Here is a 14,353-nt window from a genome sequence, read left to right as displayed (position 1 = left end):
CAGAAAGACTAATATTCCGTTTTTTTTACTCTGGTCGCAGGCTAAAAAGCGTCTTTTCGTAAAAAAACCGGTTGATGCGTCAGTTCAGGATATCAGGAACCTCGGCAATTTTGCTGATGAGCCTAAAGCGATCGGCTACAAGTGAGCAAATTAAGTTTTCTGTACAATACAATAGCGGCAAAAAAATTTAGCATGAATCTCGATTCACCTGTTCTCTCGGACAAACAGCCTTCGGGGCTGCGGATGGTAAGACCGATCGGGGTCTACGCGCTGCACGGCATTACTTTTTTAGGAAATAGGTTATTCGCGGTCGATCGCACCGAAGGGCTACTATTGGAGATCGATCGAGAAACTGACAACACTACTGTTTTGAATCCTCATCAAACGGGTAAGTTTGCAGGCGCAACCGGGCTGGCGATTTGGGAAGATACTCTCTGGTTTTCGCGAGATGAGGATATTTGTTGCTGTCCGGGCGCAATTCGGGATGGGGCAATCGCACAAATCAAACCGGAACATTTTGTTTCCCTTTCTTATCCCGCTGACGGGATTGCGGTTTGGAAATCTACGCTGTATGTGACTTGCCAGAGATTGGGCTATATTCTGGTTTTTGATGTAAAAACTGGTCGGGAAATTACTCGGTTTTACGCTCCCGGTATTGGCATAGAAAATATCACTGTCCGGGATGAGGAACTCTGGGTTTGCGACAAGACTGAGCAAACTGTTTACTGTTTGGAACGGGCAACTGGGGAGATTAAATTTAGCGTTTTGACTCCCTTTGAGTGGCCTTCGGGTTTGGCTTTTCACAAAGATGCCCAGACGGGCGAAGAGGTTCTGTACGTGGCTTATGCCGGGGATGAACTTTATATCCGGGACGATCCGAATTCGGAAGATCCTTTTCAGTTGACGAAGCGCGATCGCACTTTTGTTCACCCTTTATCTTTTCACTACAATGAAGCCGAACGCTACGCTCTGTCAAACGGTTTTTTGATGGAAATGTCCTATGTCGAGGAACTGTCTCCTCTGGATGAGGTAGAAATCGATAAATTGGAGTGGCGGATTGCTTTACCTTCGGACACTCACCGGCAAAAAGTGAGGAAAATTACGCCGATAGGGATGCCTTTTACTGAGGAAATTCAGGAAGGGGAACGGGTGGCGGTGTTTAAGTTCGATCGCCTCTTGAAGGGGGAACGGCGAATTTTTGGCTGGAAGGCTTTGTTGGAAGTGCGATCGATCAAGTATCAGTTGTCACCTCGGAATGTAGAAAAGATACCGCCACTGTCGCCGGAGTTTGCAGCGAAGTATTTGGTGGACAATGATAATTTGGCGATGGATACGGAGATTGTGCGATCGGCTGCGGTGGCTTCCATTGGCACAGAAACTAATATTCTGAGGAAGTTACTGAGCATTCGCAATTTTGTTTACGACCAACTTTCCTACGGGATTAGACCTCACATTGACACTCCCGATATTGTACTGCGTCGCGGCGTCGGTTCTTGTGGCGAGTATGTGGGGTTGTTGTTGGCTTTGGCAAGGTTGAACGGGATTGCTTGTCGCACAATTGGGCGCTATAAGTGTCCGGCTTTTGCTGACAGAAAAGGTTTGCCGCTGGAACCCGATTTCAATCACGTTTGGCTGGAGTTTTACATTCCAGGTTTTGGCTGGGTGCCGATGGAATCTAATCCTGATGACATTCAAGACAGAGGCCCTTATCCTTTGCGGTTTTTTATGGGTTTAGCTTGGTATCACGTGGAAATTGGCAAGGGAATTCGCTTCCAAAGTCTCACCAGCGGGGGTCTGCCTTTGAAGAAGGAGGATGTTTCCGTGGGAAGTCTGGCCATTAATCATGTCCGGTTTACAATTTTGGAAGAGTTGTTTTAAGGAAGAGTTGACAGTTGACAGTTGACAGTTGACAGTTGACAGAGGGAGGATTTTTCTCATCTCCCCCTCTCGCCCAATTCAAAACACGTCCGGTACAATAACCGTTATCAGGTTTGTAGTGAGGACTTTAGTCCGCAGGTTTGTAGTGAGGACTTTAGTCCGCAGGTTTGTAGTGAGGACTTTAGTCCGCAGGTTTGTAGTGAGGACTTTAGTCCGCAGGTTTGTAGTGAGGACTTTAGTCCGCAGGTTTGTAGTGAGGACTTTAGTCCGCAGAGTTTTATGAGGATTGCCATTCCTCGCTACAAACTAATTTTATGTCGTTTGTGCGATCGCACATAATCTCAAGTCTAAATCTCAAGTATAAGGCAAGCAGGAGGGGTTGTGGAATTTTCGATTGCTAATTTGCTGGTTTTGGTAGCCTTTGTGCTGTTGCTGACAGTGACTGGCGGGGTCGCTTATTTGACAGCAGTTGAATGGCGCGATCGGAGGCGGTTAGATAACGCCAAACGTAAAAAATAGTCGCTATTTGCTGTTGACAAATTGCATTTGTCATGCTAATAAATAAGGCGACATACTTGGATGGTCTTTAGAGGTTTGTAGTGAGGACTTTAGTCCGCAAAAATTGATGCGGACTGAAGTCCTCACTACAAACCTATTTGATTTAGTAGGATTCACGGGCGGGACACCCGCGCCACAATCAACACACTTGAAGTCATTGGTTGTTGGTTATTGGTTATTGGTTATTGGTTATTGGTTATTGGTTATTGGTTATTGGTTATTGGTTATTGGTTATTGGTTATTGGTTATTGGTTGTGCATTTAAATTGTATCTTTAGGGCGGGCATCTTGCCCGCCCCACAAAAGTTTAACTTTATTCGGACGTGCAATTTAAATGCCTCGGAGCTTATTTGTCCTATGTTTCTTGTTAGTTGTTCGTTCTAACAACCAATAACCAGTAACTCATGCCCAATGCCCCATGCCCCATGCCCTAGTCAATTATCCACGCGCGAATCAGTTCGTTTACCTGTTCTGGTACTTCGTCGTGCGGACAGTGACCAGCTTTGATAAAGTGTTCTGTCAACTGCGGATAATGTTCGCGGAATTTGGCGCTTCTGTTGGTAGAATTCATCCACGGATCGCCCTCTCCCCACAGCATTAGCAGTGGGCAATTTAATTGACTCAACAATACGTCGTTTTTTTCACCTTGGGGTGTTCGGAAGACGGAGGCGAATACTTTGGGTGCACCCGGATCGCAGGAGGGTTGGTAAATTTCTTCTACTAATTGGTCTGTGACGGCGCTTTGGTCGAGATAAACTTTTTGTAGGGTTTTCCGAATTGTCGATCGCTGGCGCACGTACTGAAACAGCAGAAAACTTGCCCAATCTTGCTGAAATAAGGTTTTAGCTACGGTAGATACGGCTTTTTGCAAGGGCGGGGCTTCTGGTGCGGGCTGAGGTTCGCTGAAGGGGCCGGCGCTGTTGATTAAGATGAGTCCGGTGGCTGATTCGGGACGCTGGGCTGCTACGCACAAGGCGGCGTAGCCTCCGAGGGAGTTGCCGGCTAGTACGGCGGGCCGGCCGATGATGGTGGTGATGAAGTCGTGGAGTTGGTCGCGCCAGAGCTCGCCGCTGTACTGGATTTCGGGTTTTGCCGATCGCCCGAATCCGATTAAGTCGATCGCCCACACTTCAAAGTCTTTGCTCAGCCCGCTGATATTTTTGCGCCAGTGGTCTGTGGATGCTCCAAAACCGTGAATTAACAGCAGGGGAGGGCGTTCTGGATGTCGATCGCCGGATCGAACATAGTATACTGAATGGCCCCGCCATTGCCAGTATGTGCCTGGAATGGGGGCTGCGGTGATGGCTGGGATTGTTTGCATAATGTAAAGAAATAAGTATTTACTTTAACTATTGTATCGTGAGGTTCAGATTTATAAAGTTTTGCCAACGCGCTGGGGTTTTGCCAGTAGAGGGATACGTCAAGTTGGTCGAGTTGGGCTAGTGTGGGCGATCGCACTCATAATAAATAAGTTTTGTAACAAATATTGATTTGGTAAAGGTCGCAGCAGTCGGATTTTCAGTATTCGATCGGCATTTGGGAAATATATCTGGTTTCGACTGCAACACACCTAGGTAGGATCCTTGCGATTTTTGGCACAAGTAGGAGATCTAGGCGATCGGGCCCAAGCTGTGGTGGTGGGAGTCGATCCCCATTGGCTAGGAGTCAAGGGATCGACTTTTTTGGACGGGTTTCCGATCTTTTCAAGGTGGGGATCGTTTGGTAAGCGAGCTGTTGACGGCTTGGGATGCAGCGGGTTCAGCGACCGTGCCCCGGCAAAAGCCGATCTCAAAAATCAGGCTGCGGGTAGAAGTTATAAGTAAAATTACTGGTAGTTCTTGGCAAAAGTTTCTGAGAATCGCAGAATATTTTGTGATGTTCTTTGCTTTTCTTAACGGCTTTGATACTCTAAGATAGAAATAGAGCTGCGCCGCTCAATTAATGAGTATTTTGAATACTAGGGAGCCAACTATGCAGGGTGTGAAGTTTATCCACCTGAAAGTTAGGGAGTTTTCTGAGTGATTGCTATCTCAGCCCGTCCGGTCGTCGGACGCAATTGGATTACGATTAGCTTCGCTTCTACCCTATACCTTTGTCCTATTTTGGATCTGCTCCTAGCAGAGATTCCGCCTCACTGGCAAGCGGAATTACGGTTGGGGCTTCAAGAAGCTTTGGTAAATGCTGCCAAGCATGGAAATAAGTTAGACCCCAGTAAAACTGTTGGAGTCCGTTTTTCGATCGTCCAAAACGAATATTGGTGGGTGATATCAGACGAAGGTTGTGGCTTTAAAGCACCTTGCGGTTGCGACCTTTATACCGATACTTGCGACAGTCTCATAGCAGAGGATGTTGCAGATAATTCTGCATTCCCCCATGTTGAACAAGAATGTGGTAGGGGGCTGTTTATCCTTTACCAAATATTCGATCGGGTTGAGTGGAATTCTCAAGGCACAGAGTTACGGCTGTGCAAAGAACTTCCCAGTCGCTACCGGCTGCCTCGCTTGCGCTAGAACTGATATTTGGCAGCATTTTTCAGCTCAGCTCGACCTGCAATTTTTTTCGTTTCCTCGCTGAACCGAGGATGGAAAATTTTGAGTATCAAGCTATTGATAGTAGATGATAATGCAAAATGTGAGTTTTGAGTGAGAAAAGTATAAATCTTTTTTAGCTCGCAATCGCGCTGCTCGATCGAGTAGCGCGATTGTTTGAGTTTTGGGCTCTTGTCAAATATTTAACTCAAGACTCAAAATTATTTGCCGTGAGTGGGACAGGGAGGGGCAGAGATCGATCGATCCAGCCATCCTGCTGCTTGGTTGAGGCGCGGGAGGGCTTCTTCGGGCTGATTTTTCAACAAAAAGACCAAAGCGGCTGCGGCTTGCTCTCCGGCCCGGGCGGAACGGTTGGCTTTGAGGCGGTGCCAATCTCTTTCGGAAATGGCGAGGCGGGCTGCGAGGGCTTGAGCCAGTTCTACTGTGCTCAGCTCGTTGAGGTTGACAGTTTGGGTTGTTTGTGTAGTTTCAAGCATAGATGGCAATTATAGCTATTTGGCTGCGGTTTCTGAATTGAAAAAATATACTGCATATAATAACAAGTTAATTGGGAATTGTTTTTTTAAGTATTGTCGGGTTTGCAGATCGAAATGCCTCAACAGCCGTCAGAGTTAAATCGGGAAGATTCAGAAAATGAGTTTGTGGAGGCGATCGCAGCAGTGGAGCGATCGCTCGCAGCCGTCAAAGAGCGTTACACTCAGATTCAGTGCGATCGCCAGCGCCAAGCCGAACTCGGCAACCGGCGAGAAGATGTCCGCCAGTCTCTGCGCCAAAATCCATTACCGCAACTCAAGAAAGAATTGCGGGAAATTGAGCAAGAATTGGAAACGATCGAGTTAAATTTAGAAAGCAGTCTGTTTTCTTGGGGAAGCATAAAACAACCTTTTTGGCAAGCGGTTCGCTTTGGGGGACTCGGCATTTTGCTTGGTTGGATTTTGAAATCCTATACGGGATAGTTTTGGATTTTTTTAACCGCAGAGGGCGCAGAGGGCGCAGAGGAAGAGAAAAGAGAGGATTGTGGTACAAAATATTAAATAAACGGGAGTGAATATGACTAATCAACGAATTGCAGCAATTTTGCGGGCTGGTGAACCGGACGAAACCGTAACTGTTCAAGGCTGGGTTCGTACTAAGCGGGAATTGAAAGAATTTGCCTTTGTCGAAGTCAACGACGGTTCGGCGATGGCTAATTTACAAGTAGTTATCAATGCCGATTTGCCAGATTTTGAAAATGTACTTAAACAATTAAATACAGGTGCATCTCTAGAAGTTTCGGGAGTGTTGGTAGCGTCTCCAGCCAAGGGACAGCGAATTGAGTTGAAAGCTTCACAAGTACAAGTTTATGGCGAAGCAGACCCGCAAACTTATCCGCTCCAGAAAAAGCGGCATTCCTTGGAATTTTTGCGAACAATCGCCCATTTGCGGCCGCGCACTAACACCCACGGTGCTGTTTTTAGAGTGCGGAATGCTTGTTCGGCGGCGGTACACCAATTTTTTCAAGAGCGCGGTTTTTTGTGGGTTCACACTCCGATTCTGGCTGCTAGCGATTGCGAAGGTGCGGGGGAAATGTTCGCCGTTACTAACTTTGACTTAAAGAATGTGCCGCGCACTGATTCGCAAGAGGTTGATTATGCGAAAGACTTTTTTGGAAAGCGCGCCTATTTAACAGTTAGCGGTCAGTTGGAAGCAGAAATCATGGCGATGGCTTTCGGGAATGTTTACACTTTTGGCCCGACTTTTCGAGCCGAAAATTCCAATACTTCGCGGCATTTGGCGGAGTTTTGGATGATTGAACCGGAGATGGCTTTCTGCGATTTGCAGGGTAATATGGATTTGGCTGAGGCGTTTTTAAAGTACATTTTTAACTTTGTTTTGGAGCATTGCCCGGAAGATATGGAGTTTTTCAACGAACGGATTGATAAGACCGTTTTGGCTACGGCTGAAAATATTATTAACAATCAGTTTGAGCGGATTACTTACACCGAGGCGATCGCACTTTTGGAAAAAGCAGACAAAAAGTTTGATTTTCCGGTAAGTTGGGGTTTGGATTTGCAGTCGGAACACGAGCGCTATTTGGCTGAGGACTTGTTTAAAAAACCGACCATTGTCAGCGATTATCCCGTCGGGATTAAAGCATTTTATATGCGTTTGAACGAGGACGAGAAAACCGTCCGAGCAATGGATGTTTTGGCTCCGAATATTGGGGAAATTATCGGCGGTTCGCAGCGGGAAGAACGGCTGGATGTGTTGGAGCGGCGCATGGAAGCCCAGGGTATGAATAAGGAGGAGTTGTGGTGGTATTTGGATTTGCGCCGCTACGGTACTGTGCCTCACGCTGGCTTTGGTTTGGGGTTTGAACGGCTGGTGCAGTTTATGACTGGAATGGGGAATATTCGCGATGTGATTCCGTTTCCGAGAGCGCCTTTGACTATTGATTTTTAGATGCAGACGGCGGTTGAAACCGCGCCTACAAAAACAAAGCAGACGGCGGTTGAAACCGCGCCTACAAAAACAAAGTCCGCCTCCGCGGACTGAAGACAATAACATAATCTTCACAGCGCGTTCTTTAACCCGCGGAGGCGGGTTTGGTCTGTATAGACGCGGTTTCTAACCGCCCAGTCTTCTTTTCCCATCTCAAATCTAAAATCTCAAATGGTATAGGCTAATGGTACTTCAAATTTCGTCGAGTTCCAAGGCACCAACTGTCACCTGGGAAGCCCTACCAGCCGACTTTGTATTACCGGACGATCCCGTGGAAAATATTCAACAACCGCCCCTTGCTGCTGCTCTCACCGATGCTCTGGGGGCCGCTGGACGCATTGGACTCGCCCTTATCGGTTCCAATTTTGGACTGGTAGCGACTATCAATCAGAAAACTGTAGTTAAAGCACCCGATTGGTTTTACGTGCCGCAAGTGCATCCAGTTGCTGAGGGGACGATTCGCCGCAGTTACACGCCGAATCTGGAGGGTGCGCCGATATCGGTGGTGATGGAGTTTTTGTCTGACGAAGATTATGGGGAACTGTCGGTGCGATCGACTCCTCCCTACGGTAAGCTCTACTTCTACGAGCAGATTTTGCAAGTTCCTACCTATGTTACTTACGACCCCTACAATCCCAACTTGGAAGTGCGGTATCTGCAAAATGGGAGCTATGTAACCCAGACTGCTGATGCACAGGGACGGGTGCGGATTCCCGAGTTGGATTTGTGGCTGGGGATTTGGCGGGGGGAACGTTTGGGGCAAACTATGAATTGGCTGCGCTGGTGGGATTCGCAGGGAAATTTGCTGCTTTGGAGTTCGGAACAGGCCCAACAGGAACGCCAGCGGGCCGAACAGGAACGCCAGCGGGCAGAACAGGAATGCCAGCGGGCGGATTTATTGGCGGCTAAGTTGCGGGAGTTGGGTGTTGATATCGATCGGCTGGCATGAAAGGGCGGGATGTTCGTTAGTTAGCCGTAGGGTGCGTCGCGATCGCAAATTTACAAAGAAAAGCGAAAATCTCACAGATCCGCACCACACAATAGTCAGGTGCGTCGCCATCAAAAATTTACAAATTAGATCGAATTCACAGAAATAGTACAGGCAATTTCAATAGCGATCGGCTGAAAACATGGATGAGAAAAAACTGCCCCAAAACACAGTTATTCCAAATGGGCAACTTTCCAACCACTCGCTAAGTAAAGTGGATAGGCTGGCAATAGTGCGGCAATCCCCGCACAGTAAGCAGGGATCGCCGTTTGGCTTATGCGTGAATTGTTAGGCTGTCGGCTCCAGCTCCTTCGGTGCTGGCAACATAGAAAGTATATGCTCTTTCAGGGTTATAAGTTCTTTGGCTTTAACATAATACCCTAAGTGTGTGGGTATTTTAGTGCTTGAAATAGGGGTTTGTGCTGTCGGAATTTCTACAATTTTTATGTCCCCATTAGCTGTAAATTGCGGGTAAGCATACAAAACTCCTAAAAAAATTAATCTTCTACCTAGAGAAATTCCACCTTGTGATGTGAATGATCCTTCGTTAAGAACCAAAATTGGAGAACCAGAAGAACCGGGGAATGTAGCTATATCAGCTAAACCAATTGATTTTCCTTGAAAATCAACAATCGGATGTGATGCTGTAATTCCTCGACGCAAAACAGGGAAATTATTGACATCATCCCAAAGATCAATAGGATATCCCACCATAAGAATATCTTCTAATGCAGAAAGATTGCTAAGTATTTCTGTAGTAGGGAAATCATCTTCAGTAATTGGTTTATAAAAAATTTCTTCTCCTTGAGCCAACGCTTCCTGTAGCAGTGGTTCAAATGGCATAGCACAAAGGTCTACATCATTATTAGGATGAGGAATCCAACGGTTTTGAAAGTTTGAGACTGTTATTGGCTGTGAAGCAAATTTGGGTACCAATTGACCATTCTCGTCTTGGACTCCTAAATGAACAAAAAATGTTCCTAACCGTGAATTCTCAACAACGTGATTATTAGTAATAAGAACAGGTACTCTTTTTTCACTCACTCTGAAGTCAACACAAAAAGCTGTTCCGGATGACTGAGTACCATCATTATTTTTTGTGACAATACGTATTGTCGTGAAAAGTAATTGCGATGCCAAACTATTTAGGTTAATCATGGACAGATATTAGAATGAAGAACTTTATACAAAGTAGCACCTTGTCTAAAAAATCAACAATATAAAATCATCGCAATTACCGAACCTTCCTGAGTTCGGTTGGCTATTCGGTTAAGGAAAGTAGCCAAGCCTACGATTGCCTTGTCTCTATCAGCATCAAAAGGCAGCAGAAGAGGAATGAAGGCTGGAGCTACAAAACAAGCTTCCACCAACAACCGAATTTCTCGGACGAACATAGTTAGCTTTTTCCTTAAGCTGTAGGGTGCGTCGCGATCGCAAATTTACAAATATAACTGAAAATTTTATAGCGACGCACCTGACTATTGTAGGGTGCGTCGCTCTCAAAAAATCCCTAAAGAAAGAGCGAAGTTTTGGCAGCGACGCACCTTACACAATACTAAGAGGGCTGAAGCCCAACAACGTACCTCATACTAAGAGGGCCCAAGCCCAACAACGTACCTCATCTTTCTGATAACCGCTATAGATTAAGTTGCCGAGGGAATTGTGATATCAACAGATTGGACTTTCACAGCAGTTCCCAAACTCGATAACGGCGGTTGAATTGCCGCAGTATTTCCCACTACTAACGTTACCAAATTATCCGGTTTCAAGTAAGTCTTAGCCACGCGCTGCACGTCAGCAATTGTGGCTGCTTCGACGCTGCGGCGGTACCGAAAAATGAAATCTTCGGGATAACCGTAGTATTCGTAGCGCATTAGTCGCGACAAAGTTTGACTCGGATTTTCAAATTTGAAGATGAAAGAATTGAGGGTGGAATCTTTCGCAAAAGCTAATTCTTCGGCGGTAATTGGTTCGGTGCGGATGCGATCGATCTCAGCGCGGATTGCGTTGATAAACGGAACTGTCGCGTCCGATCGCGTTTGGCCTCCAGCCACAAACGTCCCTGGATAGTCAAATCTCGGGCTCCAAGCCGCGTAAACCGTGTAGGCTAAGCCTTGGCGCGATCGCACATTATTGAACAAACGCCCGCCAAAACCGTTCATAACCCCATTCATCACGTCCAAAGCACCGTAATCTGGGCTGTTCAACATCCCGCCCAAATGCCCCATCTGCACGTAACTTTGACTCAATTGCGGTTGATTTACCAAAAATACGCCGCCTTGATTCGCCGGCGTTACCGCTGGTAGCGCAGGCACTTCTGCACTCTGAGTCGGTACCCAGTTGCCGAATTTTTGCTCGACGAGCGATCGCATTTTAGCCGTATCAAAATCGCCAGAAATACCCAAAATCATATTCTTCGGGTGGAAATACTTCTGGTAGAAACCCACCAAATCGTCGCGGGAAATATTGGCCAGAGTCTTGTATTCTGCCGTGCGCGCGTAGGGACTGCGATCGCCATAAATCAACTTTTGAAACTCGCGGCCCGTAATATCGTTAGGATCGTCGTTGCGGCGGGCGATACCACCTTGCTCTTGATTCTTAGCTAAATCCAACTTTTCCTTAGCAAAAATTGGCTCCCGAATCACTTCCGCAAACAAGTCAAATACAGGTTCCACATCTTCAGCTAAAGCACTAAAATTAGCGCTACCAGAAGCAACATCAATCCCCGTTTCAACCGAAGCTGCCCGCTGTTCTAGCAACTGATTTAATTCATCAGCCGTATGCCGGCTCGTGCCACCAGTTCGCATCACTTCTCCCGTCAAACCTCCCAATCCAATTTTATCAGCAGGTTCAAAACGATCGCCCGTGCGAAATAGCGCCGTTCCCCCAACTAACGGGAGTTCTCTATCTTCCATCAGATAGACTCGGATGCCATTTTTCAGCTCGAAGCGAGTGTATTTAGGCAGTTTAATTTCTGCCAGCCCCGGGAATTTTAATTCATCGTAGTGCTTCGGCCCAGCCGCTAAGGAAGGTAACAAATTAAACGTGGCAAGTGAAACAGTAAAAAAGCAAAGCGACAGCAGAAATAACTTTAATTTTTTCAGTCTCAATTTAGTCCTTTTCATTCTTGCTCCTAAGTTTGATATCGTGAAATAGCGTAGGGGCGGTGCTCTGTGCCCGCCCTAGATGCGAGTCTATTTCCCAGTCTGCGGAGGCAGACTTCGTTTTTGTAGCTGCGGTTTCAACCGCCGAGTCTTAGTCTGCGGAGGCAGACTTAGTTTGTATAGTCGCGGTTTCAACCGCCGAGTCCAAATCGAGGCTTCTTCTTACAGCGACAAAAGCTTACCAATCGTGCGATTTTCCGGGCGGAAAGTTGCCTTAGCTACTCGCTGAATGTCAGCAGGAGCAACAGCAGCGATCGCATCCAATTGCTTAAACAGATTTTTCCACGAACCAGTTTTCACTTGATAGTCCAGCAGCGAAAATGCCATCCCCATATTAGAATTGAGCGATCGCAACAAACCCGCCCTCGCCTGAGTTTTCACCCGTTCCAACTCCAAAGCAGACACCGGATCAGTTTTTAGGCGATCGATTTCCTTACTCAAAGCCACCGCCACCTCATCAACCGTTTTGCCCGGAGCAGTTTGAGCGTAAAACAACATCAAATTCGGGTACTTTTCCCCCGGATAACCGCTAAAACCTTGAGCAGCTAGCGCCAATTGCTGTTGTTCAACCAAGGATTTGTAAAGCCGAGAAGTGCGGCCGCTGCTGAGCAAAGAACCAATGATTTCATAAACCGCATTGTCAGGATGATTCATCGCCGGCCTGTGGTATCCTTCCAAATACCAAGGTTGAGTTTTTAACTTCAGCGTCACTTCCTTCGTTTGTGTTTGCGGAGGCTCCACAATTTGCAATTCAGGAGGCGCTGGTTTCGCCTTGTAGCGGCCGAAATAAATTTGAGCGAGACGCTTCACCTCCGCAGCTTTCACGTCTCCTACCACCGCCACAGTCAGCTTGCTGGGGATGTAGTGGCTGTCGAAAAAATTCTGCACCTGGCTGCGCGTGAGGTTCTTAATGTCTTCAGTGTAGCCAATCACCGGACGACGGTAAGGATGAACAGAGAAAGCTTTGTCAGCAAAAACTTCTACCATTTGCCCGATCGCCGAATTCTCGGTTCGCAGCCTCCGTTCTTCTAAAATTACCTGTTTTTCCTTGTAAAATTCCCGAAAAACAGGCTCTAAAAAACGCTCGGATTCCAACGACATCCACAGTTCTAACTTGTTAGCGGGGAGACTATAAAAATACATAGTCGAGTCGATAGAAGTAGCGGCATTTAGTCCAACTCCGCCTGCTTGTTCGACAATTTTACCGAATTCATTGCGCTTGACAAATTGCAAAGCTTCGGATTCAACCTTGTCAAATTCTGCTTTGAATTTGGCGATATCTTCAGTTTTGCCGATCGCCTTCGCTGCTTGCATTTGCTCGAAGAGTTTATCTTGTTTTTCTAGCAGCGGCTTTTCGGCTTTGTAGTCGGTAGTGCCGATTTTTGGCGTACCTTTAAAAGCTAAATGTTCCAGGTAGTGGGCGACTCCGGTTTGGCCCTCTGGTTCGTTGGCGCCTCCCACGTCGGCGTGAATCAGAAACGATGCTACCGGGGATCTGGGCCTTTCGAGCACCACGAATGTCATCCCATTGTCGAGCTTAAATTCGGTGACTTGCTTGATTACGCGATCGAGCGACGGTTGCACAGACAGTAATTGCGAGCCGCTAGCAGGGTTATCGCGAGCGAGGGCGATTTCGGGGGAAATTCCCCACCACAGCACTACAGCGGCGAGTAGGGAGGCAATGAATCGAGTTTTGGGTTTGGGCGATTCCCTAAGGGATCGCTTCGCCGCGCGTGGTTTTTGGAAGTGCGGGATCATTCGATTTTAGATTTTAGATTTTGGATTGTCAAACCAGAGGTTTGTGCCGAATACAAGAGATTCTTGTTTAAGGATAAAGATTTTTTGACGCATAAGCGATCTGTTGCGCCGCAGATGTTAGGCTGATACAGCAAATCTCAAAAAGGGTCTAGGGTCAGGCAAGGAGTTTTGAGTTTGGAATTAAAGTCGCGCACTACTTAAAACTTAACATTATTTCGCCCGCCCGTCCGAAACCCCCAGTTCTAAATCGCCAATTACCGATTCCAAAGCCATGCGAATTTTTAATCAGTCTCCTCCTTCAGAAACAGAAACCAAGAAGCGAATTTTACAAGCAGCTCAGCGGTTATTTGCCCGCAGCGGATACGACGGTACGACAACTCGGGATTTAGCAGCGGCGGCGGGGGTGGCGGAGGGTACGTTATTTCGGCATTTTGATAATAAAAAAGCGATTTTGGTTGAGGTGGCGACGGAAGGATGGGTGGAAATACTGACAGATTTGCTGACAGAATTGAGCGAGATGGGAAGTTACAAAGCAGTGGCTCAAGTGATGCGGAGGCGGATGCTAAATATCCGCGAGAATAGCGATATGATGCGGGTGTGTTTTTTGGAGGCGCAATTTCACCCGGATTTGCGCGACAAAATTCAGTTGGAAGTCATCGGAAAAATGAGTATTGTGGCTGAGGCTTTTTTTGAAACGGCGATGGAAAAAGGAGTTTATCGGAAGATGAATCCAAAGATTGTCGCTCAGGTATTTTTGGGAATGTTTGCCGTCGCCGGTTTCAGTCAGAATACAATTATGGAGCCGAATGCTTCCCCGCAGGAAATGCAGGAAATGGCGGAAGGATTGGCAGATATTTTTCTGAATGGAGTTTTGGTTAAGGATTAGTCAGTTGTCAGTGTTTAGTTGTCAGTGGTTAGTTGTTAGTTGTCATTAGCGCGAGCGTCATTAATCATTAGTCATTAGTATAGCGGTTCTCA

The 14,353-nt window shown here is 46.8% G+C and carries 14 protein-coding genes; 8 read left to right on the top strand and 6 right to left on the bottom strand.

Annotated features, from left to right (window positions below; translation table 11 throughout):
• The first annotated feature begins 192 nt into the window (after positions 1–192).
• Entirely contained in the window at positions 193–1,878 is a 1,686-nt protein-coding gene (locus tag QZ938_RS06915) for a transglutaminase domain-containing protein (RefSeq protein WP_293147541.1), read from the top strand.
• 381 nt (positions 1,879–2,259) lie between these two features.
• A complete protein-coding gene (locus QZ938_RS06910) occupies positions 2,260–2,397 on the top strand; it encodes a hypothetical protein (protein WP_293147539.1) in 138 nt (45 codons plus the stop codon).
• A gap of 468 nt (positions 2,398–2,865) precedes the next feature.
• Here the strand turns inward: QZ938_RS06910 and QZ938_RS06905 are convergent, their stop codons facing one another.
• Positions 2,866–3,756, bottom strand: a complete 891-nt coding sequence (locus tag QZ938_RS06905; protein ID WP_293348272.1) for an alpha/beta fold hydrolase — start codon at positions 3,754–3,756, stop codon at positions 2,866–2,868.
• Positions 3,757–4,027: 271 nt separating this feature from the next.
• Between QZ938_RS06905 and QZ938_RS06900 the strand changes: the two genes are divergently transcribed.
• Together QZ938_RS06900 and QZ938_RS06895 are read left to right on the top strand one after the other, a co-directional pair.
• Entirely contained in the window at positions 4,028–4,258 is a 231-nt protein-coding gene (locus QZ938_RS06900; RefSeq protein ID WP_293348275.1) for a hypothetical protein, read from the top strand.
• Between the two features lie 195 nt (positions 4,259–4,453).
• Positions 4,454–4,945, top strand: a complete 492-nt coding sequence (locus QZ938_RS06895; protein ID WP_293147533.1) for an anti-sigma regulatory factor — start codon at positions 4,454–4,456, stop codon at positions 4,943–4,945.
• 239 nt (positions 4,946–5,184) lie between these two features.
• Here QZ938_RS06895 and QZ938_RS06890 read toward each other — a convergent pair whose 3' ends face one another.
• Positions 5,185–5,460 (bottom strand): DUF6439 family protein, encoded by a 276-nt coding sequence (locus tag QZ938_RS06890; protein WP_293342070.1) that lies wholly within the window; start codon positions 5,458–5,460, stop codon positions 5,185–5,187.
• Between the two features lie 114 nt (positions 5,461–5,574).
• On the opposite strand from QZ938_RS06890, the gene QZ938_RS06885 reads away from it, so the two are divergent.
• From QZ938_RS06885 to QZ938_RS06875, 3 genes are all read left to right on the top strand, one after another.
• On the top strand, positions 5,575–5,940 hold the full coding sequence (locus QZ938_RS06885; RefSeq protein ID WP_293348278.1) for a DUF2203 domain-containing protein: 366 nt from the start codon (positions 5,575–5,577) through the stop codon (positions 5,938–5,940).
• Positions 5,941–6,034: 94 nt separating this feature from the next.
• Positions 6,035–7,426: an asparagine--tRNA ligase gene (gene asnS, locus QZ938_RS06880; protein WP_293348281.1), complete on the top strand. Its 1,392-nt coding sequence runs from the start codon at positions 6,035–6,037 to the stop codon at positions 7,424–7,426.
• Positions 7,427–7,649: 223 nt separating this feature from the next.
• The gene (locus QZ938_RS06875; protein ID WP_293348284.1) at positions 7,650–8,414 is read left to right on the top strand and encodes a Uma2 family endonuclease; all 765 of its coding nucleotides are present in this window, start codon (positions 7,650–7,652) and stop codon (positions 8,412–8,414) included.
• Positions 8,415–8,741: 327 nt separating this feature from the next.
• Here the strand turns inward: QZ938_RS06875 and QZ938_RS06870 are convergent, their stop codons facing one another.
• The 4 genes from QZ938_RS06870 to QZ938_RS06855 form a co-directional block, all read right to left on the bottom strand.
• Complete coding sequence (locus QZ938_RS06870) at positions 8,742–9,611, bottom strand: trypsin-like peptidase domain-containing protein (RefSeq protein ID WP_293348287.1); 870 nt, start codon at positions 9,609–9,611, stop codon at positions 8,742–8,744.
• Between the two features lie 53 nt (positions 9,612–9,664).
• Positions 9,665–9,847 carry a hypothetical protein gene (locus QZ938_RS06865; RefSeq protein ID WP_293147523.1) on the bottom strand — a complete coding sequence of 61 codons (183 nt, stop codon included), beginning with the start codon at positions 9,845–9,847 and terminating at the stop codon, positions 9,665–9,667.
• Between the two features lie 249 nt (positions 9,848–10,096).
• Positions 10,097–11,578 (bottom strand): pitrilysin family protein, encoded by a 1,482-nt coding sequence (locus QZ938_RS06860; protein ID WP_293348290.1) that lies wholly within the window; start codon positions 11,576–11,578, stop codon positions 10,097–10,099.
• 201 nt (positions 11,579–11,779) lie between these two features.
• Positions 11,780–13,375: a pitrilysin family protein gene (locus QZ938_RS06855; RefSeq protein ID WP_293348293.1), complete on the bottom strand. Its 1,596-nt coding sequence runs from the start codon at positions 13,373–13,375 to the stop codon at positions 11,780–11,782.
• 271 nt (positions 13,376–13,646) lie between these two features.
• Between QZ938_RS06855 and QZ938_RS06850 the strand changes: the two genes are divergently transcribed.
• Positions 13,647–14,261, top strand: coding sequence for a TetR/AcrR family transcriptional regulator (locus QZ938_RS06850; RefSeq protein ID WP_293147517.1), 615 nt, complete (start codon positions 13,647–13,649; stop codon positions 14,259–14,261).
• The last annotated feature ends 92 nt before the right edge of the window (positions 14,262–14,353 follow it).

This window comes from Microcoleus sp. CAWBG27 (genome assembly GCF_020883145.1).
In the GTDB taxonomy this organism is placed as follows: Bacteria; Cyanobacteriota; Cyanobacteriia; order Cyanobacteriales; family Microcoleaceae; genus Microcoleus.
This window is presented reverse-complemented; position numbering and strand designations above follow the sequence as displayed.

Coding starts and splice junctions, on each gene's coding strand:
- QZ938_RS06875 (WP_293348284.1), top strand. CDS start 7,650: ATGGTACTTCAAATTTCGTCGAGTTCCAAGGCACCAACTGTCACCTGG.
- QZ938_RS06905 (WP_293348272.1), bottom strand. CDS start 3,756: ATGCAAACAATCCCAGCCATCACCGCAGCCCCCATTCCAGGCACATAC.
- QZ938_RS06850 (WP_293147517.1), top strand. CDS start 13,647: ATGCGAATTTTTAATCAGTCTCCTCCTTCAGAAACAGAAACCAAGAAG.
- QZ938_RS06890 (WP_293342070.1), bottom strand. CDS start 5,460: ATGCTTGAAACTACACAAACAACCCAAACTGTCAACCTCAACGAGCTG.
- QZ938_RS06915 (WP_293147541.1), top strand. CDS start 193: ATGAATCTCGATTCACCTGTTCTCTCGGACAAACAGCCTTCGGGGCTG.
- asnS (WP_293348281.1), top strand. CDS start 6,035: ATGACTAATCAACGAATTGCAGCAATTTTGCGGGCTGGTGAACCGGAC.
- QZ938_RS06860 (WP_293348290.1), bottom strand. CDS start 11,578: ATGAAAAGGACTAAATTGAGACTGAAAAAATTAAAGTTATTTCTGCTG.
- QZ938_RS06855 (WP_293348293.1), bottom strand. CDS start 13,375: ATGATCCCGCACTTCCAAAAACCACGCGCGGCGAAGCGATCCCTTAGG.
- QZ938_RS06885 (WP_293348278.1), top strand. CDS start 5,575: ATGCCTCAACAGCCGTCAGAGTTAAATCGGGAAGATTCAGAAAATGAG.
- QZ938_RS06865 (WP_293147523.1), bottom strand. CDS start 9,847: ATGTTCGTCCGAGAAATTCGGTTGTTGGTGGAAGCTTGTTTTGTAGCT.
- QZ938_RS06870 (WP_293348287.1), bottom strand. CDS start 9,611: ATGATTAACCTAAATAGTTTGGCATCGCAATTACTTTTCACGACAATA.